Annotated in this window: 20 protein-coding genes; 9 read left to right on the top strand and 11 right to left on the bottom strand. The window is 61.4% G+C overall.

Going from position 1 to position 20,078, the window contains the following annotated elements:
• Nucleotides 1-47: 47 nt before the first annotated feature.
• On the bottom strand, nucleotides 48-1,157 hold the full coding sequence (locus tag BN1115_RS12155; protein WP_175566096.1) for a YeeE/YedE thiosulfate transporter family protein: 1,110 nt from the start codon (nucleotides 1,155-1,157) through the stop codon (nucleotides 48-50).
• Nucleotides 1,158-1,208: 51 nt separating this feature from the next.
• Between BN1115_RS12155 and BN1115_RS22270 the strand changes: the two genes are divergently transcribed.
• Nucleotides 1,209-1,421 (top strand): hypothetical protein, encoded by a 213-nt coding sequence (locus BN1115_RS22270; RefSeq protein WP_042657342.1) that lies wholly within the window; start codon nucleotides 1,209-1,211, stop codon nucleotides 1,419-1,421.
• A gap of 31 nt (nucleotides 1,422-1,452) precedes the next feature.
• Here BN1115_RS22270 and rarD read toward each other — a convergent pair whose 3' ends face one another.
• The 4 genes from rarD to BN1115_RS12135 form a co-directional block, all read right to left on the bottom strand.
• Nucleotides 1,453-2,349 carry an EamA family transporter RarD gene (rarD, locus tag BN1115_RS12145; RefSeq protein WP_042657341.1) on the bottom strand — a complete coding sequence of 299 codons (897 nt, stop codon included), beginning with the start codon at nucleotides 2,347-2,349 and terminating at the stop codon, nucleotides 1,453-1,455.
• Nucleotides 2,350-2,473: 124 nt separating this feature from the next.
• Nucleotides 2,474-2,644, bottom strand: coding sequence for a hypothetical protein (locus BN1115_RS22265; protein ID WP_005341999.1), 171 nt, complete (start codon nucleotides 2,642-2,644; stop codon nucleotides 2,474-2,476).
• Nucleotides 2,645-2,770: 126 nt separating this feature from the next.
• Complete coding sequence (locus BN1115_RS12140; RefSeq protein WP_042657340.1) at nucleotides 2,771-4,267, bottom strand: aldehyde dehydrogenase; 1,497 nt, start codon at nucleotides 4,265-4,267, stop codon at nucleotides 2,771-2,773.
• Nucleotides 4,268-4,391: 124 nt separating this feature from the next.
• Nucleotides 4,392-4,934 carry a cupin domain-containing protein gene (locus BN1115_RS12135; RefSeq protein WP_005339643.1) on the bottom strand — a complete coding sequence of 181 codons (543 nt, stop codon included), beginning with the start codon at nucleotides 4,932-4,934 and terminating at the stop codon, nucleotides 4,392-4,394.
• A 186-nt stretch (nucleotides 4,935-5,120) separates the two neighbouring features.
• On the opposite strand from BN1115_RS12135, the gene aptA reads away from it, so the two are divergent.
• From aptA to BN1115_RS12105, 6 genes are all read left to right on the top strand, one after another.
• On the top strand, nucleotides 5,121-6,452 hold the full coding sequence (gene aptA, locus BN1115_RS12130) for an omega-aminotransferase AptA (protein WP_042657339.1): 1,332 nt from the start codon (nucleotides 5,121-5,123) through the stop codon (nucleotides 6,450-6,452).
• Between the two features lie 81 nt (nucleotides 6,453-6,533).
• Nucleotides 6,534-8,030 carry a CoA-acylating methylmalonate-semialdehyde dehydrogenase gene (locus BN1115_RS12125; protein ID WP_042657338.1) on the top strand — a complete coding sequence of 499 codons (1,497 nt, stop codon included), beginning with the start codon at nucleotides 6,534-6,536 and terminating at the stop codon, nucleotides 8,028-8,030.
• 83 nt (nucleotides 8,031-8,113) lie between these two features.
• Nucleotides 8,114-8,842, top strand: a complete 729-nt coding sequence (locus tag BN1115_RS12120; protein WP_042657337.1) for a glutamine amidotransferase-related protein — start codon at nucleotides 8,114-8,116, stop codon at nucleotides 8,840-8,842.
• 183 nt (nucleotides 8,843-9,025) lie between these two features.
• Nucleotides 9,026-9,997: a LysR substrate-binding domain-containing protein gene (locus BN1115_RS12115; protein ID WP_042062431.1), complete on the top strand. Its 972-nt coding sequence runs from the start codon at nucleotides 9,026-9,028 to the stop codon at nucleotides 9,995-9,997.
• Between the two features lie 106 nt (nucleotides 9,998-10,103).
• Nucleotides 10,104-10,943: a PfkB family carbohydrate kinase gene (locus BN1115_RS12110; protein WP_042062429.1), complete on the top strand. Its 840-nt coding sequence runs from the start codon at nucleotides 10,104-10,106 to the stop codon at nucleotides 10,941-10,943.
• Between the two features lie 346 nt (nucleotides 10,944-11,289).
• Entirely contained in the window at nucleotides 11,290-11,742 is a 453-nt protein-coding gene (locus tag BN1115_RS12105) for an Rrf2 family transcriptional regulator (RefSeq protein WP_005339654.1), read from the top strand.
• A gap of 72 nt (nucleotides 11,743-11,814) precedes the next feature.
• Here BN1115_RS12105 and BN1115_RS12100 read toward each other — a convergent pair whose 3' ends face one another.
• The gene (locus BN1115_RS12100) at nucleotides 11,815-12,336 is read right to left on the bottom strand and encodes a ferredoxin-type protein NapF (protein WP_005339657.1); all 522 of its coding nucleotides are present in this window, start codon (nucleotides 12,334-12,336) and stop codon (nucleotides 11,815-11,817) included.
• Between the two features lie 140 nt (nucleotides 12,337-12,476).
• Between BN1115_RS12100 and BN1115_RS12095 the strand changes: the two genes are divergently transcribed.
• Both BN1115_RS12095 and rmuC read left to right on the top strand, forming a co-directional pair.
• Entirely contained in the window at nucleotides 12,477-12,692 is a 216-nt protein-coding gene (locus BN1115_RS12095; RefSeq protein ID WP_021231493.1) for a hypothetical protein, read from the top strand.
• Nucleotides 12,689-14,029: a DNA recombination protein RmuC gene (rmuC, locus tag BN1115_RS12090; RefSeq protein ID WP_042657336.1), complete on the top strand. Its 1,341-nt coding sequence runs from the start codon at nucleotides 12,689-12,691 to the stop codon at nucleotides 14,027-14,029. The genes BN1115_RS12095 and rmuC overlap by 4 nt, the downstream gene beginning before the upstream one ends.
• 151 nt (nucleotides 14,030-14,180) lie before the next feature.
• On the opposite strand, the gene add is transcribed toward rmuC, so the two are convergent.
• The 5 genes from add to glnA all read right to left on the bottom strand — a co-directional run bounded on the left by add (nucleotide 14,181) and on the right by glnA (nucleotide 19,998).
• Complete coding sequence (gene add / locus BN1115_RS12085; protein ID WP_042657335.1) at nucleotides 14,181-15,182, bottom strand: adenosine deaminase; 1,002 nt, start codon at nucleotides 15,180-15,182, stop codon at nucleotides 14,181-14,183.
• Nucleotides 15,183-15,324: 142 nt separating this feature from the next.
• A complete protein-coding gene (gene glnG, locus BN1115_RS12080) occupies nucleotides 15,325-16,743 on the bottom strand; it encodes a nitrogen regulation protein NR(I) (RefSeq protein ID WP_042062424.1) in 1,419 nt (472 codons plus the stop codon).
• Nucleotides 16,744-16,752: 9 nt separating this feature from the next.
• Nucleotides 16,753-17,808, bottom strand: coding sequence for a nitrogen regulation protein NR(II) (glnL, locus tag BN1115_RS12075; protein WP_040070099.1), 1,056 nt, complete (start codon nucleotides 17,806-17,808; stop codon nucleotides 16,753-16,755).
• A gap of 86 nt (nucleotides 17,809-17,894) precedes the next feature.
• Nucleotides 17,895-18,473 carry a DUF4124 domain-containing protein gene (locus BN1115_RS12070; protein WP_042657334.1) on the bottom strand — a complete coding sequence of 193 codons (579 nt, stop codon included), beginning with the start codon at nucleotides 18,471-18,473 and terminating at the stop codon, nucleotides 17,895-17,897.
• A gap of 115 nt (nucleotides 18,474-18,588) precedes the next feature.
• Nucleotides 18,589-19,998, bottom strand: coding sequence for a glutamate--ammonia ligase (glnA, locus tag BN1115_RS12065; RefSeq protein ID WP_033135368.1), 1,410 nt, complete (start codon nucleotides 19,996-19,998; stop codon nucleotides 18,589-18,591).
• Between the last annotated feature and the right edge of the window lie 80 nt (nucleotides 19,999-20,078).

Here is a 20,078-nt window from a genome sequence, read left to right as displayed (position 1 = left end):
GTAATTGGGACATAGCCTTTCTTATGGGGTGTTTACGATGTTGAGCCTCAGAGCCCGAACAGCGGGCGCAGGCGAATGCCGATCAAGCTGCCAGCGAGGGCCATCAACATCCAGACCCAGCCGTGCAGGCTGCCAGAGGCGGTGCCATCGAAGAAGCCGCCGAGGTTGCAGGCGGCGTACATGGCGCCCATCCCCATCAACAGGCCGCCGAGGATGGAGGCCAGACTGTTGCCGATCCGCATCGGGGCGAAGTTGCCGCCACCGCTCAGGCAGCGCGCCAGCATGGCCCCCAGAATACCGAGCCAGAACATGCCTACCATGGGGTTGATAAAGAGCGGCTGGGCCAGTTTCGGGTTCCCCTCGAACAGGCCGAACAGAGAGGCGCCGCGCAGCGCCATGTCATAGACGGCGCCGGTGATGGTCCAGGCCGAGCCGTGCAGAGCGACGACAGTGGAGTTGAGTATGGCGATGATGATGCCGCCGGTCAGCACGGTGAATCGGCCATCGCGCCAGAACAGATTGCCGCCGCTGAAGAGGGGCTTGAGCTCGCCGGTACGCTTGAGTTCGCTGTTGCGAAACAGCAGGAACAGCGCGGCGACCAGCGCCAGGTTGAGCAGCATGCCGCTCCAGATATTGCCGGTCAAATCCTTGGCCAGCACCACATGGCTGGAGAAGGTGGCCTCCAGTTCGGGGCGGAACTGGTTGCTGATAAGGGTGCCGATGCCGTAGCAGATCAGTACCAGCCAGAAGCGGGGTTGTCCCTCGCCGCAGCAATAAAGAGTGCCGGTGGCACAGACGCCTGCCAGCTGCATGCCGATGCCGAACAGGAAGGCACCGACGATGAAGGGAATGCCGATAGCCATCACGTTACCCACCATGGCATCGCCAAACAGGGCGTGGCTAAAAGAGAGGAAGGTGGTGAACAGCAGAATTTCGATGGCGATGGTGAGCAGGTGAACCCGCACATAGTAACTGTTGCGCTTGGTCAGCATTTCGCGCCAACCGAAGACGATGCCGAAGCGGCTGAAGGAGAGGGTGACGCCGAAGCCGAATCCGATCAGGGCCATCAGAGCCCATTTCATACCAAAGGTGTTGCCAAGCCAGAGTAACGCTCCCCCCGCGATTGCCACGATGGGGAGCGACCATTTTCGAGTCATGTCAGTTGATCCTTGCAGTTGGTTTTTTAGAGGGGCGGATCCTATTCCCTCATGGAGTCCAATGCTACCCATTTTGCCAACGCAGAGGAAAATGGCGGCGCTGACGCCCGTCAGCGCCCCGGATCAGTGGCGGGGGGTGTCGAGATGGAAGTGACGAGTCTGCCTGGTCAGGATGCGGGCGTGCTGGGCGACCATGGTCGCCTCTTCGGCATGGGTGGTCGCTGTCAGGAAGGGGCGGGTGGCACAAAAAAGAACCCCGGCTGATGAGCCGGGGTCGAGGGGGGCTGGGGAGGTGTCAGGTCCGGCTTGGCGCGGCTCTGCCGCTGCGCAAACCATCGAGACTGAACAGCACCAGCGCACTCCAGATGCAGGCGAAGGTGAGCAGCTTGTCCATCGCCAGCTCCTCGCCATAGAGGGTGACGGCGAGGATGAACATCATGCTGGGGCCAATGTACTGGAAGAAGCCCAGGGTGGAGAGCTTGAGCCGGGTCGCGGCGGCGGTGAAGCAGAGCAGGGGGGCCGTGGTGACGGCACCTGCGGCGATCAGCAGCAGGTTGAGGTGCCAGTCGTTCTGGGTGAGATGGCTGGTCGGACTGTCGGCAAAGCCCCACAGATAGATGGCCGCTGGCGGCAGCATGATCATGGTTTCGATCAGCAGACCGGTGAGGGCATCGAGGGCCAGCTTTTTGCGCACCAGACCATAGATGGCGAAGCTCGATGCCAGCACCAGCGCAATCCAGGGCAAGGAGCCAAAGGCGATAAGCTGGATCGCCACCCCGGCAAAGGCCAGCGCCACCGCCCACCACTGCAGGCGGCGCAGCTTCTCGCTCAGAAACACCATCCCCAGCAGCACGTTGAACAGCGGGTTGATGTAGTAGCCGAGGCTCGCATCCAGCATGTGGCCGTTGTTGATGGCCCAGATGAACAGCAGCCAGTTGCCGCCGACGGTGACCGAGGTAAACGCCAGGGTGAGCAGCACTTTGGGCTGGCGCAGCACCGCTTGCACCTTGTGCCACTGACGGCCTGCCAGTGTCAGCACCATCAGCAGCACGCAGGACCAGATCATCCGGTGGGTCAGGATCTCGGCGGCCGGGACGGCAGAGATGGTCTTGAAATAGATGGGGGCTATGCCCCAAAGGGTATAGGCGCACAGGGCGTAGATGACGCCCTGACGCTGGATCTGTTGCGGCATGCGGATGACCTTTACTGAAGCGTTGGATGCGGGAAAACATCGCAAAAAATCAGTGTAGCGATCCTTTTGCGGGGAAAGAAGCGAATAAACGAAGTTTGAGGGAAGGAAGCGAGTGGCTGGCCGGTCAGCCTTTACCGCGGCGGATCTTGTCGACATCCATCAACAGCCACAACATCAGGGCGATGGCGGAGATCCAGGGGCCCCAGGTCACGTAGGCCTCGCCGTGCCCCAGCACGAAGAACAGCAGGGGCAAACCGATCACCAGAAAAAGTACGCTTCCCAGAAAAAATAGCATTTTTGTCTTTATATTTAACATGTTGGCTTTTTTGTCATTATAAGGATTGGGGCCGGTGATGGAAGGCCAAAAATGCAAAAGGGGGATTTCTCCCCCTTTTTGATCCGGTAGTGCTGCTTTATGGCGTTACTCCAGCTGGATCCAGGTGCTTTTCAGCTCGGTGTACTTCTCCAGCGCATGCAGTGACTTGTCGCGGCCGTTGCCGGATTGCTTGAAGCCGCCGAATGGCATCGTCATGTCGCCGCCATCCCAGTTGTTGACGAACACTGTACCGGCGCGCAGGGCGCGGGAACCCTTCACCGCCTTGTTGAGATCCGCTGTCCAGATCGCCGCCGCCAGCCCGTAGTCGGTGTCGTTGCCAAGGGCAATGGCCTCTTCCAGGGTATCGAAGCCGGTCACCGCCAGCACAGGGCCGAAGATCTCTTCGCGGAAGATGCGCATCTCGGGGGTCACGTCGTCGAAGATGGTGGGTTCGATATAGAAGCCGCCGCTCTCCGTATTGGTGCGGTTGCCGCCAAGCAGCAGCTTTGCCCCCTCCTGCTTGCCAATCTCGACATAGCGCAGCACCTGCTCCATCTGGATGCCATCGACCATGGCGCCGATGCGGGTGGCAGGGTCGAGCGGGTTGGCCGAGATCCACTCGCGGGCGTGGGCCAGCAGCCGTTCCATAAACTGCGGCTTTATGCTGTTTTGCACCAGCAGGCGAGAGGCGGCGGTACACACCTCGCCCTGGTTGTAGAAGATGGCGCCAGCGGCGCTCTTGGCCGCGGCGTCCAGATCCGGCGCATCGGCCAGTATGATGTTGGGGCTCTTGCCGCCGCACTCCATAAAGGCGCGCTTGAGGTTGGACTTGCCGGAGCACTGCACCAGATGCTTGCCAATCTTGGTGGAGCCGGTGAAGGTGATGCAGTCCACATCCATGTGCATGGCCAGCGCCTCGCCCACGGTGTGGCCAAAGCCCGGCAGCACGTTGAACACACCGTCCGGAATGCCCGCCTCCTTGGCCAGACCCGCGATGCGCAGGGCGGTTAGGGGGGATTTTTCGGAAGGCTTGAGAATGACCGAGTTGCCGGTAGCGAGCGCCGGGCCCAGCTTCCAGCAGGCCATCACCAGCGGGAAGTTCCACGGCACGATGGCGGCAACCACCCCGAGCGCTTCGCGGGTCACCAGCGCCAGAGCGGATTCTTCCACCGGCGCGACCTGATCGTAGATCTTGTCGATCGCTTCGGCGTTCCAGGCGATGCAGTTGGCGGCGGCGGGGGCATCATAGCCCATGGCATCGCCGATGGGTTTGCCCATATCCAGCGACTCCAGCAGCGCCAGCTCCACCTTGTTGAGGCGCATCAGCTCGGCGAAACGCTGCATGATCTGCTTGCGCTGTTTCGGGGCCAGCCCGCACCAGCGTTTGTCCTCGAAAGCGGCACGGGCGGCCTGCACCGCCAGTTCGGCATCGGCAGCATCGCAGGCCGCCACCCTGGTCAGCAGCTTGCCGTTGGCCGGGTTGATGCAGTCGAAGGTGGCGCCATTGACGGCATCCCGATAGCTGCCGTTGATAAAGGCTTGCGAGGGCAGGGTCAGATGGGAGGCCTTGTGTTGCCACTGGGCCAGGGTCAGGTCACTCATGTTCACTCCTTGAACCGGCAAAAGTCAGTTTCCGCGTATCAATATGCTAAACATCCTGCCGCTTGTAAATCCATCTTGTAACAATTCATTAAACATTGCCCCCCTGCCGACGCGCGTCTGAATGTCAGAAACTGGCGGGGGTGTTGGCCGAAATCAGCACGCACTCCTGCTCGCCGCTATTGCGAAAACGGTGGGGGGTGCGGCTGTCAAAGTAGTAGCCATCCCCTGCGCCCAGCAGGTAGATCTGCTCGCCCACGGTCACTTCGACTTCGCCCTTGATGACAATGCCGCACTCTTCACCCTCGTGGCTCAGCATGTCGTCGCCGGTGTCGGCGCCCGGTGGCAGCACCTCCTGCAACATGCCGATGGCGCGGTTGGCACGGCTATGCCCGACCAGCCGGTAGCTGATGGGGTGAGTGCCGAGATCCGGCATATCCGCAGCGCGGAAGATCACTTCGGTGCCCATTTCGGTCTCTTCGGTGAAGAAGCTGGCCAGCGACATGGGGATGCCTTCCAGCACCTTGCGCAGGGAGGCGACAGAGGGGCTCACCTGATTTTTCTCGATCTGGGAGATAAATCCGTTGGTCACACCGGAGCGCTTGGCCAGCTCGCGCTGGGAGAGGGCTGCCTTGGTGCGAACCGCCTTGAGGCGGTGACCGATATCCATCTATAGACACTCCTTGACTGTTTACTATTATTAAAATTGTGTTAAATATCTTATACCACCCTGTTGATGCATCTAGCTAGGGGTGGCACCAGACAGGGCAATATCGAGCCCTTTTTTATGGATTCAGGTGTTTAATTTAATAGGCATCAGCCGATAGTTGCTAAACACCTTAAGGATGAGGTGACCATGAAACCGATCAGCGACATCAATACGCCCTCCGACATGTCCGCGTTCTGGATGCCGTTCACCGCCAACCAGCAGTTCAAGGCGGCGCCGCGCATCCTGAAGTCGGCAGAGGGGATGTATTATCACTCAGAGGATGGCCGCAAGATACTGGATGGCACAGCCGGACTCTGGTGTTGCAACGCGGGCCATGGTCGGCGCGAGATTGCCGAGGCGGTCTCCCAGCAGATTTCCCATCTCGATTTCGCCCCCACATTCCAGATGGGCCACCCCCTGCCGTTCGAACTGGCCAACCGGCTGGTGGAGATTGCACCCAAGGGGTTTGGCCACGTCTTCTATACCAACTCCGGTTCCGAGTCGGTCGATACCGCGCTGAAAATCGCGCTGGCCTGGCAGCGGGCTCGCGGTCAGGGCACCCGTACCCGGCTGATTGGCCGCGAGCGTGGCTATCACGGGGTCGGCTTTGGCGGCATCTCGGTGGGGGGGATTCCCGGCAACCGCAAGTGGTTCGGCTCCCTGCTGACCGGGGTGGATCACCTGCCCCATACCCTCAACATCGCCAAGAATGCCTTCACCAAGGGGTTGCCTGAGGAGGATGTGGCGCTGGCCGACGAGCTGGAGAAGATCGTCTTTCTGCACGATGCCAGCAATATCGCGGCGGTGATCGTCGAGCCCATCGCTGGCAGTACCGGCGTGCTGATGCCCCCCAAAGGCTACCTCAAGCGGTTGCGGGAGATCTGTACCAAACACGGCATCCTGCTGATTTTTGACGAGGTGATCACCGGTTTCGGTCGCCTCGGCTCCCCCTTTGCGGCACAGGAGTTCGATGTCATCCCCGACATGATCACCTGCGCCAAGGGGCTCACCAACGGCGCCATCCCCATGGGGGCGGTGCTGGTGCAGAAGCACATTTATGACGACATGATGGTGGCAGGCAAAGGGGCCATCGAGCTGTTCCACGGCTACACCTACTCCGGCCATCCGGTGGCGGCGGCCGCAGGTCTCGCGACCCTCGAGATCTATCGCAACGAGAACCTGCTCAGCCGCGCCGCCGATCTGGCGGGCTACTGGGAGGAGGCGGCCCATTCGCTGAAGGGCTGCAAGCATGTGAAGGATGTGCGCAACTACGGACTGGTGGCGGGTATCGAACTGGAATCCATGCCGGATGCGCCGGGCAAGCGCGCCTATGAGGTATTTGTTCGCTGCTTCGAGAAGGGGGCACTGATCCGGGTGACCGGCGACATCATCGCCCTGTCGCCGCCCCTCATCATCGAGCGCAGCCAGATCGACGATCTCTTCACCCTGCTGCAGGATGTGTTGCAGGCACAACCCTAATCCATTTGATGGCCCCGCACTGGCGGGGCCTTGCGTTGTTTTGCTCAGCGCAATTACCACATCAGTTATCACGGAGGATACATGACATACAGGGTCAGCAACTTCATCAACGGCCAGCTGCAGGAGAGTCGCAGCGAGCGCCAGGGGGCCATCTTCAATCCCGCCTGCGGCAAGCAGCAGGGGTGCGTCGGGCTGTCGAGCGCCGCCGAGTGTCAGGAGGCGATCGCCATTGCCGAGCGCGCCTTTGCCGACTGGTCGCAAACCCCGCCGCTGGTGCGGGCCCGGGTCTTTTTCCGCTTCAAGGAGTTGATGGAGCAGCACAGGGACGAGCTGGCTCAGCTCATCAGCCGCGAGCACGGCAAGGTCTTCTCCGATGCGCAGGGTGAGCTGACCCGCGGGCTGGAAGTGGTGGAGTTTGCCTGCGGCATTCCCCATCTGCTCAAGGGGGAGCACTCCCTCAACGTCGGCCGCGGGGTGGACAGCTACTCCATGATGCAGCCGGTTGGGGTTTGCGCCGGTATCACCCCGTTCAACTTCCCGGCCATGGTGCCGCTCTGGATGTTCCCGGTCGCCATTGCCTGCGGCAACACCTTTATCCTCAAACCCTCCGAGAAGGATCCCTCCCTCTCGCTGCGGATGGCCGAGCTGCTTAAGGAGGCCGGTCTGCCGGACGGGGTGCTCAACGTGGTGAACGGTGATAAAGAGGTGGTGGACGTGTTGCTGACCGATCCGCGGGTCGGTGCCGTGTCGTTTGTCGGCTCGACTCCCATCGCCCAGTACATCTATGCCACCGCCTCTGCCCACGGCAAGCGGGTACAGGCGCTGGGCGGCGCCAAGAACCATATGGTGGTGATGCCGGATGCGGATCTCGATCAGGCGGTCTCCGCCCTGATGGGGGCCGCTTATGGGGCGGCTGGCGAGCGCTGCATGGCCATTTCGGTAGCCGTGGTGGTGGGGGACGAGACCGCCGATGCGCTGGTGGCCAAACTGACGCCGCTGGTGGAAAAACTGCGGGTCGGCCCGGGGCTGGGCCAGAGCCCGGAGAACGAGATGGGGCCGCTGATCAGCCGGGAGCATCTGGCCAAGGTGCGCGGTTATGTGGATCAGGGGGTGGCCGAAGGGGCCGCGCTGCGGGTCGATGGCCGCACGCTGAACCACGAGGAGGGTTACTTTATCGGTGGCTGCCTGTTTGACGAGGTGACGCCCGAGATGCGTATCTACCGCGAGGAGATCTTCGGCCCTGTGCTCTCCATCGTGCGGGTGCCTGACTACGAGACGGCGCTGCGGCTCATCAACGAACACGAGTACGGCAACGGCACCGCCATCTTTACCTGTGACGGCGACACCGCACGGGACTTCACGGCGCGGGTACAGGTCGGTATGGTAGGGGTGAACGTCCCCATTCCGGTGCCGATGGCGTTTCACAGCTTTGGTGGCTGGAAGCGCTCCATCTTCGGGCCGCTCAACATGCACGGGCCGGACGGGGTTCGCTTCTATACCCGGATGAAGACGGTGACGGCGCGCTGGCCCCAGAGCCTGCGCAGTGGCGCCGAGTTCTCCATGCCGACCATGAAGTGACGCGCTGGCGCGTGTTCATGGCCTAACCTTTTGCCCCCGCCGGTCGCTGATTGGCGGGGGCGAACTCTGTAAAGGAACAACAGATGCGATTGGGAATTCTCGATTGTGACCGGCTCGATCCCGATCTGGCGGATCGTTTTGGCCCCGTTTACTCCGAGATGTTTATCAGGGGCTTCGCGGCCCTGGCCCCCGAACTGGAATTTCGGGTCTGGTCGGCTCTTGATGGGGAATTGCCGGAGGATCTGCACGAGTGCGATGCCTGGCTTATCACCGGCTCGCGCCACGATGCTTACAGCGATATCCCCTGGATTCAGGCGTTGCGGGCGTGGATCCGCCAGGCGCACGATGCCGACGTCAAGCTGGCCGGTGTCTGCTTCGGTCATCAGGTGATCGCCCAGGCACTGGGTGGAGAGGTGGTGAAGTCCACCAAGGGGTGGGGGCTGGGGGTGGCGGTTCACCCTATGCTGGCGGATGCGCCCTGGATGGCGCCGGCGCGAGATCAGATCCGCATTCTGGCCAGCCATCAGGATCAGGTGGCCCTGCTGCCGCCGGGGGCGACCCGGCTGGCGGGCAATGATTTTTGTCCCAACTTCATGTTTTTGCAGGGGGATCACATCGTCGCCATTCAGGGGCATCCGGAGTTCTCGGTGGAGTACAACCGGGCGCTGATCGAGCGGCGCCGTGGCCTGTTGCCCGACGAGCGCTACCAGAGCAGCCTCTCCTCGCTGGAGGGGGAGGTGGATTCGGCGACCATGATGCAGTGGCTGCTGCAGTTTCTGGGGATCCTGCCGCTGCGGGCTGGCGCGGCCTGAGCCCGGTTTGTCAGCCACCCCTTCGGATGCTAGATTTTGTAGCAAAATGAAGGATCAAGCGCTGAGATGTCGGGATCGGATGGTACACTGGCCGCCCATGTGGCGGCCTGTTTGTCTGGCTTGATTGCCGTCCCGGCCTGAGCCAAACCTGTCTGAGCCAAACCAGTGTGAGAGTGTGACGCCTTGAAACTACAGCAATTGAAGTATTTGATCGCGATCCGGGACCACAACCTCAATGTGTCCGTGGCTTCCGATGCGCTCTTCACCAGTCAGCCGGGGGTCAGCAAACAGATCGGCCTGCTGGAGAGCGAGCTGGGGGTGCGGATCTTCGAGCGCCGTGGCAAGCACCTGCACCGCATCACGCCGGTGGGGGAAGAGATCATCAAGTGTGCCGAGGCGATGCTCAATATCGAGAGCAAGATCAAGGCGATCTCACGCGAATATCTGGATCCGACCGTGGGCACCCTCAATATTCACACCACCCACACCATCGCCCGCTACCTGCTGCCCAAGTCGGTCACCTACTTCACCAAGAAGTATCCCAAGATCTCGTTCCACCTCCATCCGGTGATGTCGGCGAGCAAGGAGCAGATCAGCAAGGGTTACTCCGATTTCTCCATCGTTGCCCACGAGATTGGCTTCGACAAGGAGCTGATTGCGCTGCCCGCCTACCTCTGGACCCTCTCGCTGGTGGTGCCGCAGGATCACCCGCTGGCCAAGGTGAAGAAGCCGACGCTGGAGCAGCTCTGCCACTACCCGATCCTCAGCTACGAGAGTGGCGCCACTGGCCGTCAGGTGCAGGACGAGGTGTTTCAAGCGGCTGGTCTCACTCCGAGCTACTACATGACGGTGATGGATGCCGGGGTGATCAAGCGCTACGTGGAGCTGGGCTTTGGCATCGGCATCATCTCCTCGCTGGTGGCCAATGACACCGATGCCCCCGGGCTGGTCTCCATCAATCTGGAGCACCTGTTCAAGCCCTGCCCGGCGCAGATCTGTTTCAGCAAGAGCATCCTGCTGCAGAACTACATGTATGACTTCATCAGCTCCTTCTCGCCCCACCTCACCAAAGAGGTGATCCAGAGCGTGATGCAGCAGCCGAGTCAGGCGCGTATCGACGAGCTGCTGGCCGGGGTGGAGCTGCCCATCTATTGATCCCGATCGGATTCCAGATCGCTGCCGGTTGTCTCTTCTGTCAGGCTGGGCTCTACTCGGGGTTCAGCCTGTCTCTTTTGGGCTATCTCCATCGTTCGAGGTCTCTATGTCCCGCATTCTGCTGCTTGCCAATCTCAACTGTGATCATGTGCTCTCCCTCTCCGAACCGCTGGTAGCAGGGGCCCGGCTGCAATATGTGGATCAGGGGCGCAGGCTGGGAGGCGGCGCCGCCAACACCGGCATCGGGCTGGTATGGGCGGGTCACGAGGTGACCATTGCCTCCCGTATCGGGCTGGATGAGACCGGCGACTGGCTGCTGGAGCAGGCGGCCGGTTACGGGCTGGATTGCAGCCATGTGGAGCGCTTTGGCGGCGAGACCGGCGAGCTGCTGATCCTGGTGGACTCCACCGGCGAGCGCACCATACTGCGCCGCCCGCGGCGTCCCGATCTGCCCGGCGATCTGCCGCTGGAGGGGGTGGATTGCCTCTATGTGAACTATCCCGGCACCGCCATCATCAGCTACATGCGCCAGATGCTCGGCAAGAGTTTCGTGGTGGCCCAGTATCCTAAAGGGGGGCAGGCGCGCCGCCCCTGCCATGTGCTGGTGGCCTCCCGCTCCGATCTCGGCGAGGTGAGCGACCCCTGGCAACATGCCCGCCAGCTGGCGGGGGAGCAGCTCGAATGGCTGGTGCTGACCGAAGGCAAGGCGGGGGCGGTTGCCATCCACGGTGAGGAGCAGATCCGGGTCGCTGCCCGGCCCGTCTCGGTAGTCGATACCACGGGGGCGGGGGATGCCTTCGCTGGCGGCCTCATTCACGGGCTGGCTCGAGGCATGGCGATCAAGGATGCGTTGCAGTGCGCGGTGGACTGGGGCGCGTTTGCCGTCGCCTCCGAGAGCTCCATCCCCTCGGTTGCGCTGAAAAACTGGCTGAAACAGCCCCACTGAACCATCACTCTGCCGGTCGATTCAGGGGCGGTTCGCGGGCCATATGGCGGCTGGTCGAAGGGGCTTGGTGAGGGGGACTATTCGGGAGATTTACCCGCCATAAAGCGGGTAAACGCCGGGCTAACCCGGCAAGTTTGCGATCAATCAAAGAAAGTGTCGATTTATGTGCATCTTCATCGACACCCGGTTGTGCTGCTCTTAACCTGTCACTCCGCAACTCAGATTAAGAGACAGGCCTCCCCTCTGGCGAACCAATGGGCAAACAGAGGCAAACCGGTTGTCTCCTGCCTCTTAGCTCAATGTTGTCGTCCTGATTCCTGGCTTGTAGTAAGAGGCAAGTGCGACCATGCAACTGACACGATTTACCGACTACGCCCTGCGTACCCTGACCTTCCTGGCGGTTCAGCCGGGGGATCGTCTGTCGACCATTACCGAAGTGGCCGATACCTTCGGCATCTCTCGCAACCATGTGGTCAAAATTGTGCACCAGCTTGGCATCAAGGGGTACATCGAGACGGTACGCGGCAAGCACGGTGGCATCCGCCTCGGTCGCTCGGCGGTCTCCATCAATTTGCGGGATGTGGTGATGGACATGGAGCATGTGCTCTGTCCGGTCGATTGCAAGCGCGAGAACTGCCGTCTCTCCGGCGGCTGCCGTATTCAGGGCATCCTGCGCCGCGCTATGAACGCCTTCCTCGAAGTGCTGGGCGAGTACACCCTGGCCGATGCGGTGCGCGATCCCAACCGTCTCTGCCACCTGCTGGGTATCGAGCAAGAGACGATTGTGACCATGGCCTGACAGGGCGCGGCATAACGAACAAGATGTGAAAGGGGCCTGATGGCCCCTTTTGCTTTTGTACGCAGGTGGTTTTTAACGACTGCCCGGCTGGCGGATCAGGGTGATGGCGCCGTGCAGGCAGGCGAGGCCGCAGGCACCGCAGCCATTGCAGGCATCCATATTGACGTTGATGCCGTCGGCGGTGGCCTTGATCGCCTGCTGGGGGCAGGCATCTTCACAGAGCAGGCAGTAGAAGCCCTGCCGTGCCTGACAGCTCTCCTCAATCTGCACCCGGGTCTGCACCTGACGGCCCAGTTGCAGGTCGAGGGCGCCGGTGGGACAGGCTCTGGCGCAGCTGCCGCAGTAGCTGCACTGGCCGCAGGCGAGATCGAGCACCGGGGTGCCGGCGATCGGGCTCCCCTCGTACTCCTCCTGGGTGGCCGGTTTGAGCAGACCGCGCGGGCAGGCCTTGAAACACTCGCCACAGCGGGTGCAGAGGGAGAGGTACTGGGACTCCTCGATGGCCCATGGCGGGCGCGCTTCATGGCAAACCACGGCGGGCTTGCGGGAAGCTTGCCAACCTTGTGTCAGCCAACGGAGGAAATAGTGAGTCATGCTCGCCCCTGATACCTATTAGGGGTTAATTTTATCGAAGTTTCGGGAAGCAGGCCAGAGAATAGCGGCCGTCAGGATCGCAAGCGCAGTTGCCCTTGTGTAAGCTAGGCGGGTCTTTTTACGTGGTTGAATGAAAACATATGTGGCTATTTCTCTGGCGTGCGTCCCTGCTCTATGTCTTTCCCCTGCTGATGTGGGCCTACTGCCGCATCAAGGATATCGAGTTCGCCGAGCTCGATACCGGCGTCAACACCCACAAGTGGGTGGTGCTGGCCGCCTACCTCATCTACGTGGTGATCTGGATTCTGGTTAACCGCTATCTCGAACTGTTCCTGCGTCAGCGGAGCCGCAAATGATCGACCCCGGGCTCTGGGGGATCTTGTTGCCCGCCGCCGTGCTGGCCCTCGGACTTGGCTGGCTGATCGGGCGGAGTGCCGCCACGGCGCAGGCTCAGGAGCTGATGCTGGGGCAGGAGCGTTATCAGGCGCTACAGGATCGCTTCGACGAGTTGCAGGATGAGCGGATGCAGGGCCAGCAGAAGCTGGATCAGCAGCAGACCCTGCTCATCAAGCTCACCGCCCGCCTCAAGGATGCGGAAGCGACCCTGCGCAGCGAGCGGTTGGCTGCCGCCGAGAAGCTGCAACTGCAGCAGGAGGCGGAACAGCGTCTCAGCCAGCAGTTCGAGAACCTCGCCAACCGGATCTTCGAGCAAAACTCCGGCAACTTCCGCGAATTGAACCAGAACAGCCTCGATCTGCTGCTCACACCACTCAAAGAGCAGCTCGAGGGCTTCCGCCGTCAGGTGGGTGAGACCCACGCCCAGGAGACGGCCCAACGCCACAGCCTCAAGTTCGAGCTGGAGCGCCTCGCCGAGCTCAATGCCCGCATGACCGAAGAGGCGGCGGCACTGACCCGCGCCCTCAAGGGTGACAGCAAGCAGCAGGGCAACTGGGGTGAGGTGGTGCTGGCGCGGATCCTCAGCGAATGTGGCCTGCGCGAGGGCCACGAGTACCACACCCAGGTCAATATCGAGGTGGAGAAGGGCAAGCGCTACCAGCCCGATGTCATCGTCCACCTGCCGCAGGAAAAAGACATCATCATCGACGCCAAGGTGTCGCTGACCGCCTACGAGCGCTGGTACAACGCCGATGACGAGCTGGAGAAGGCGGTGGCGCTGAAAGAGCACGTCGCCTCGGTGCGCAACCATATCCGCGAGCTGGGCCGCAAGGATTACCAGCAGCTGCCCGGGGTGCGCACCCTCGACTATGTGCTGATGTTCGTGGCGGTGGAGCCCGCCTTCCTCACCGCGATGGAGGCCGATCCCTCGCTGGTGCGTTACGGCCTCGACAACAATATCCTGCTGGTGAGCCCTACCAACCTGATGGTGGCGCTGCGCACCATCGAGAACCTGTGGCGCTACGAGCGGCAGAACCAGAATGCCCGCCAGATTGCCGAGCGGGCCGGTCGTCTCTACGAAAAGCTGCGGCTGTTTGTCGAGGAGATGCAGCAGATGGGCGGCAGCCTGCACAAGGCGCAGGAGAGCTACGACAAGGCAATGGGACGGCTGGTCAACGGCCGTGGCAACCTGATTGCGCAGGTCGAGCGTTTCCGCGAGCTGGGGGTGGAGGTGACCAAGAGCCTGCCAGAGCCGCTGGTGGAGCGGGCACTGGAGCGTGACAAGGAGCAGGAGTAGTTTTTACCTGCACCGACATCAACAAAAGACCCAAACACTGTTTGGGTCTTTTGCTATCTGCCTGCTGGCCCAGTGCTTACCCATCATCAGAAATCCGCAAAGCAAACGGCCCACTGAAGTGGGCCGTTGTTATTTGCAGTGCCGGTGTGGATCAGCGGCTGGCAGCGCGGGCGCTCAGCTCGGCTTTCTCGCTATCGCTCAGGAAGGCCAGGGTCAGGCCGTTCTGCTGGGCGGTGCGGATCTCGCTCGCCGTCATGCCAGCGGCCGGAGCGGCCACCTCATATTCGTGGGGCAGGTCGATCCCTTCCACTGCCGGATCGTCGGTGTTGAGGCAGGCCAGCACACCGGCGGCCAGGAACTGGCGGATCGGGTGTTCGGTCAGGCTCGCTACTGTGGTGGTCTGGACGTTGGAGGTGAGACAGGATTCGATGCCGATGCGGTGTTCGGCCAGATAGGCCATCAGGGCCGGATCCTGAATCGCTTTGACGCCGTGGCCGATACGTTCGGCGCCCAGCTCGCGAATGGCCTGCCACATGCTCTCGGGGCCAGCGGCTTCACCGGCGTGCACCGTGACGCGCAGGCCCGCATCGCGCACCTTGCGGAAGTGGTCGGTAAAGAGGGTGCCCGGGAAGCCCAGCTCGTCACCGGCCAGATCGATGGCCACCAGCTTGTCGCGGTGAGCCAGACAGGCGGCCAGCTCCTGATTGCACTGCTCGGTGCCGAAGGTGCGGCTCATGATGCCGATCAGATTGGTCTTGATGCCGAAGTCGCGGCTGCCAGCGGCCACGCCGTCGATGATGGCTTCCACTACGCCCTGCGGGTGCAGCTTGTGGGCCATCGCCATGTAGGCCGGGCTGAAACGCAGCTCGGCATAGTCGATACCGGCGCGCAGCAGATCTTCCACGTTTTCGTAGGCGACCCGGCGGCAGGCGTCGTAGTCGGCCAGCACCGCCACACCCCAGTCCAGTTTCTTCAGGAAGGCAACCAGACTCGGTTCGTTCTCGACGATCTGCACGTGGGGGCGCAGCGCTTCCAGCTCGAAGGCGGGCAGCTGGATATTGTGTTGGCGACCCAGCTCGAGGATGGTTTGCGGGCGGATGTTGCCGTCCAGATGGCGGTGCAGGTCGGTCAGGGGGAGAGATCTGTCAATCATGGTTGGCGCCCTCGTCGAGTCAGGTTTGAAAGCCTGCCATTCTAGGCGGGGCTTTCAAAAAAGATACCCCGTTTATGGTTAAACGGGGTTCTGGCGGGCGGTGATTTGTCAGGGCGTGATGGGAATCGTTTTTCCCCGGGACTCAGGAGAGATCGAGTTCCTTCAGCTTGCGGGTCAGGGTGTTGCGACCCCAACCCAGCAGGCGCGCCGCTTCCTGTTTGTGGCCGTGGGTGTGTTCCAGCGCCGTCTCCAGCATGATCCGCTCGAACTGGGGCATGGCATCGGCCAGGATATCGATCTCCCCCAGCGCCAACTTGCTGGCCACCCACTCCTGCAACTGCTGCTGCCAGCAGCCGGGCATCGCCGGTTGGCCCGGTTCGGCACTGTTGGTGATGGGGGTGAGCAGCTCGGCAGGCAGATCGCCGACCAACACCTCTTGCCCCGAGGCCATCACGGTGAGCCAGCGGCAAACGTTCTCCAGCTGGCGCACGTTGCCCGGCCAGGGCAGGCGGCTGATATAGGCCTGGGTATCCGGGTGCAGGCTCTTGGCCTCGACGTTCAGCTCCTTGGCGGCACGCAGCAGGAAGTGGCGGGCCAGTTGGGGGATATCCTCTCGGCGCTCCTTGAGGGCGGGGATGTGGATGCGGATGACGTTGAGGCGGTGGAACAGATCTTCGCGAAACTCGCCATCGGCGACCCGTTTCTCCAGATTCTGGTGGGTGGCGGCGATGATCCGCACATCCACCTGCACCGGCTGGTGGCCGCCGACCCGGTAGAATTGGCCATCGGCCAGCACCCGCAACAGCCGGGTCTGCACATCCAGCGGCATGTCGCCGATCTCGTCGAGAAACAGGGTGCCGCCGTCGGCCTGTTCGAAGCGGCCGTGGCGGATGTTGTTGGCACCGGTGAAGGCCCCCTTCTCGTGACCGAACAGCTCGGATTCGATGAGATCTTTCGGAATAGCCGCCATGTTGAGGGCGATGAAGTTCTTGTGGGCGCGCGGGCTGTGCTTGTGCAGCGCGTGGGCGACCAGCTCCTTGCCGGTACCGCTCTGGCCGTTGATCAGCACCGAAATGCTGGAGCGCGACAGGCGGCCGATGGCGCGGAACACCTCCTGCATCGCCGGTGCCTCACCGATGATCTCCGGAGTGGCTGTCGCCTCTTGCTGGCGAGACTTGCGCTTGGTGCGCTGCTCCTTGAGGTGATTCTCGGCGCGGCGCACCAGGGTCACCGCCTCGTCGATATCGAACGGCTTGGGCAGGTACTCGAAGGCACCGCGCTGGTAGGCGTTGACCGCGCTGTCGAGATCCGAGTGGGCGGTCATGATGATGATGGGCAGATCGGCCTGACGGCGGTGGATCTGCTCCAGCAGGCTCAGTCCGTCGATGCCGGGCATCCGGATATCGGAGAGGATCACATCGGGCGAGCGCAGCTCAAGGGCGTGCAGCAGCGCTTCGCCATCGGCAAAGCTCTCGCAGTTGAAGCCTTCGCTGCCGAGAGTGCGCTCCAGCACCCAGCGGATAGAACTGTCGTCATCGACGATCCACACTTTGGCGGTCATGGGGTTCCCTTACTTGCGAAGCGGTAGAAAAATGGTGAATTCGGTGTGGCCCGGCCAGCTGATGCAGTCAATCCGCCCCTTGTGCTGGTCGATCAGGTTCTGGGCGATGGAGAGGCCGAGCCCTGTGCCTCCCTCCTTGCCGGTGATCATCGGGTAGAACAGGGTGTCGCGGATGGCATCGGGAATGCCGGGGCCGTTGTCGATGATCTTGATCTCCGCCGCCAGCCGGTAGCGCTGACCGTGGATGGTGATCTGGAACGCGGTGCGGGTCTTGATGCGGATAAGCCCGGTCTGATCGCCCAGCGCTTCGGCGGCGTTGCGCACTATGTTGAGAAACGCCTGCTGCAGCTGATCCGGCTCCATCTCGAATTCGGGGATGCTGGGATCGTAATCCCGTTCGATGCGCACCGAAGGTGGCAGCTCCAGCTCCACCAGTCGGCGTACCTGCTCCAGCACAGAATGGACATTGTGCATCTGGTGGCGGCCGGGGCGCTGGGGGCCGAGCAGCCGATCGACCAGCACCCGCAGCCGGTCGGCCTGTTCGATGATGATGCCGGTATATTCGCGCAGGGCAGGGTCCGGCAGCTCTTTTTGCAGCAGCTGGGCCGCGCCACGCAGGCCGCCGAGGGGATTCTTGATTTCGTGGGCCAAGCCGCGCACCAGCTCCTTGGCCGCCAGCTGCTGGGCATGTTGCTGCTGCTCCTGGCTGATCTTCTTCTGCTGGTCGATCTTGCGCAGCTCCACTACCAGCAGACGCTGTTCGTGGTCGGCCATCGGGGTGGCGCTCAGCTCCACCAGTCGCGGTTCTCCCTCCACCACCAGGGTCACTTCGCTGTCGGTAAAGCCTTGCCCTGAAACGAGGCAATGTTTCAGTCGTTGCAGGTCGAGGGAGATATGTTCCAGCAGATGGGGCAGTTCAATGCCGATCAGCCTGCGTTCGCTGAGGGAGAGCAGCTGTTCAGCCGCCGGGTTGACGAACTGGATGCAGAGCCGCTCATCCATCAGGATCACGGCGGTCAGCAAATTATCCAAGAGTGTTTTGGCGTTGTCCGAGCGGGTTGGCACAGGTTTCTCCCTAAAACGGTGCTACACACCTGTTATGCACCGATATGGTGCATAGAGTTTACCCGCATCGGTACGTTATATCACCCCTAGTCGGCTTTGGGGGTGGGTTTGGGAGCCGGCGTCACGCTCGCTCTATGCAGGTAAAAGGTGACTGCACTGGATTTAGCAAGGATCGTACCGTCTTTGGCGAGCAGCTCGAGCTGAGCCTCGTGGGCGCCGCGATCAACGTTCTCGACGCGGATCGACAGGCTGTTGTTGACGATGGGGGCGGGTTGGCCATCCAGGATCAGGCGCACATCATACTGGGTCGGTGGTTTCGGACTGATATTGCCCTGAAAGACGATGTTGCCGGTGTTGTCGCGCAGCGTGCTGCCCTGTTCCGGCGAGAGCAGTTCGATGGCCAGCTTGGCTGCTTCTTTTTCCTTCTTGGCATCGGCGCCGGTCAGGCTGTTGAAGTTGTCCACTTGCACCGATCTGGGCGTGCTGCTGCCCAGCAGCGGGGCAACCCGCAGATCGACCTCTTTGGCACTCTTGTTTGGCGGTGGTGCATCCGTGTAGTGGGTGATGCCATTGCCATCGACCCAGGAGTAGACCTTGGCCGCATCCGCCCCGAACGAGGTCAGTAACAGCAGGGTGAGCACCCCTAAAACATGCTTGTTGTTCATCCATCTCTCCTTGACGGTCATTTTCTTAATCCTATCAGAGAAAAAACCCGCCAGATGGCGGGTTTTGTCACGATTAAGCAAGCTGACCGGATTTAAATGGGCAGCCTGTTCTGACTTAGACGGAGTAGTACAGTTCGAACTCCAGCGGGTGCGGGGTCATGCGCACACGGTCAACATCCTGCTGTTTCAGTTCCAGGTAGGAGTTGATGAAGTCATCGCTGAACACGCCACCACGGGTCAGGAACTCGCGGTCTGCATCCAGCGCGGACAGTGCTTCGTCCAGAGAACCGGCAACGGTCGGCACTTCTGCGGCTTCTTCCGGTGGCAGGTCATACAAGTTCTTGTCCATGGCATCGCCCGGATGGATCTTGTTGATGATACCGTCCAGACCGGCCATCAGCTGGGCTGCAAAGGCCAGGTACGGGTTGGCAGCCGGATCCGGGAAGCGCACTTCAATACGACGGGCTTTCGGGCTCGGTACCACCGGGATACGGATGGAGGCAGAGCGGTTGCGGGCAGAGTAGGCCAGCATGACCGGTGCTTCATAACCCGGAACCAGACGCTTGTAGGAGTTGGTGGTCGGGTTGGCAAAGGCGTTGATGGCCTTGGCGTGCTTGATGATACCGCCGATGTAGTGCAGAGCCATCTCGGACAGGCCGCCGTACAGGTCGCCAGCGAACAGGTTGACGCCGTTCTTGGCCAGAGACTGGTGGCAGTGCATGCCGGAGCCGTTGTCACCGAACATGGGTTTCGGCATGAAGGTGACGGTCTTGTTGTAGGCGTGGGCCACGTTGTGGATCACGTACTTCAGCACCTGCACTTCGTCAGCTTTCAGCGTAAGAGTGTTAAAGCGGGTGGCGATCTCGTTCTGACCGGCAGTGGCTACTTCGTGGTGGTGAGCTTCAACAACCTGGCCCATCTCTTCCAGCACCAGACACATGGCGGCGCGGATATCCTGGGAGGAGTCGACCGGTGCAACCGGGAAGTAACCGCCTTTCACGAACGGACGGTGACCCTTGTTGCCATGCTCATAGGCAGTGCCGGAGTTCCATGCGGCTTCTTCAGATTCGATTTTCACGAAGCTGTGGCCCATGGTGTTGGAGAAAGTGATGTTGTCGAACATGAAGAATTCCGGCTCCGGCCCGAACAGCACGGTGTCAGCGATGCCGCTGGACTTCAGGAAATCTTCTGCACGCTTGGCAATGGAGCGCGGATCGCGGTCGTAGCCCTGCATGGTGGCCGGTTCCAGCACGTCACAAACGATGTTCAGCGTGGTCTCTTCGGTGAACGGGTCCAGCTTGGCGGAGGCTGCGTCCGGCATCAGTACCATGTCGGATTCGTTGATGCCTTTCCAGCCGCCGATGGAGGAACCATCAAACATCTTGCCGTCTTCGAAGAAATCTTCATCAACCTGGTGAGCAGGGATGGATACATGCTGCTCTTTACCCTTGGTGTCGGTAAAGCGCAGATCAACAAACTTGACTTCGTGTTCCTGGATCAGGGCCAATACGTTCTGGGCTGACATGCTAAGTAACCTCCGGTGTTAAAACTCTCTGGGTGAATGCGTCGTCACATTCACATAAGCCAGTATCGTGCCAAGTTTGT

This window comes from Aeromonas allosaccharophila, assembly GCF_000819685.1.
GTDB lineage: Bacteria > Pseudomonadota > Gammaproteobacteria > Enterobacterales > Aeromonadaceae > Aeromonas > Aeromonas allosaccharophila.
The sequence above is the reverse complement of the archived record's forward strand: the minus strand, read 5'-3'. Positions and strand labels throughout refer to the sequence as shown.

What these genes read in the sequence shown, in the direction of transcription:
- BN1115_RS12135 (WP_005339643.1), bottom strand. Translation starts at nt 4,934, where the DNA reads ATGGATATCGGTCACCGCCTCAAGGCGGTTCGCACCAAGGCAGCCCTC.
- BN1115_RS12120 (WP_042657337.1), top strand. Translation starts at nt 8,114, where the DNA reads ATGCGATTGGGAATTCTCGATTGTGACCGGCTCGATCCCGATCTGGCG.
- glnA (WP_033135368.1), bottom strand. Translation starts at nt 19,998, where the DNA reads ATGTCAGCCCAGAACGTATTGGCCCTGATCCAGGAACACGAAGTCAAG.
- BN1115_RS22270 (WP_042657342.1), top strand. Translation starts at nt 1,209, where the DNA reads ATGGAGTCCAATGCTACCCATTTTGCCAACGCAGAGGAAAATGGCGGC.
- add (WP_042657335.1), bottom strand. Translation starts at nt 15,182, where the DNA reads ATGATTGACAGATCTCTCCCCCTGACCGACCTGCACCGCCATCTGGAC.
- BN1115_RS12105 (WP_005339654.1), top strand. Translation starts at nt 11,290, where the DNA reads ATGCAACTGACACGATTTACCGACTACGCCCTGCGTACCCTGACCTTC.
- BN1115_RS12100 (WP_005339657.1), bottom strand. Translation starts at nt 12,336, where the DNA reads ATGACTCACTATTTCCTCCGTTGGCTGACACAAGGTTGGCAAGCTTCC.
- BN1115_RS12095 (WP_021231493.1), top strand. Translation starts at nt 12,477, where the DNA reads ATGTGGCTATTTCTCTGGCGTGCGTCCCTGCTCTATGTCTTTCCCCTG.
- rmuC (WP_042657336.1), top strand. Translation starts at nt 12,689, where the DNA reads ATGATCGACCCCGGGCTCTGGGGGATCTTGTTGCCCGCCGCCGTGCTG.
- BN1115_RS12125 (WP_042657338.1), top strand. Translation starts at nt 6,534, where the DNA reads ATGACATACAGGGTCAGCAACTTCATCAACGGCCAGCTGCAGGAGAGT.
- BN1115_RS12070 (WP_042657334.1), bottom strand. Translation starts at nt 18,473, where the DNA reads ATGAACAACAAGCATGTTTTAGGGGTGCTCACCCTGCTGTTACTGACC.
- BN1115_RS12155 (WP_175566096.1), bottom strand. Translation starts at nt 1,157, where the DNA reads ATGACTCGAAAATGGTCGCTCCCCATCGTGGCAATCGCGGGGGGAGCG.
- glnG (WP_042062424.1), bottom strand. Translation starts at nt 16,743, where the DNA reads ATGACCGCCAAAGTGTGGATCGTCGATGACGACAGTTCTATCCGCTGG.
- BN1115_RS12140 (WP_042657340.1), bottom strand. Translation starts at nt 4,267, where the DNA reads ATGAGTGACCTGACCCTGGCCCAGTGGCAACACAAGGCCTCCCATCTG.
- aptA (WP_042657339.1), top strand. Translation starts at nt 5,121, where the DNA reads ATGAAACCGATCAGCGACATCAATACGCCCTCCGACATGTCCGCGTTC.
- BN1115_RS22265 (WP_005341999.1), bottom strand. Translation starts at nt 2,644, where the DNA reads ATGCTATTTTTTCTGGGAAGCGTACTTTTTCTGGTGATCGGTTTGCCC.
- rarD (WP_042657341.1), bottom strand. Translation starts at nt 2,349, where the DNA reads ATGCCGCAACAGATCCAGCGTCAGGGCGTCATCTACGCCCTGTGCGCC.
- BN1115_RS12110 (WP_042062429.1), top strand. Translation starts at nt 10,104, where the DNA reads ATGTCCCGCATTCTGCTGCTTGCCAATCTCAACTGTGATCATGTGCTC.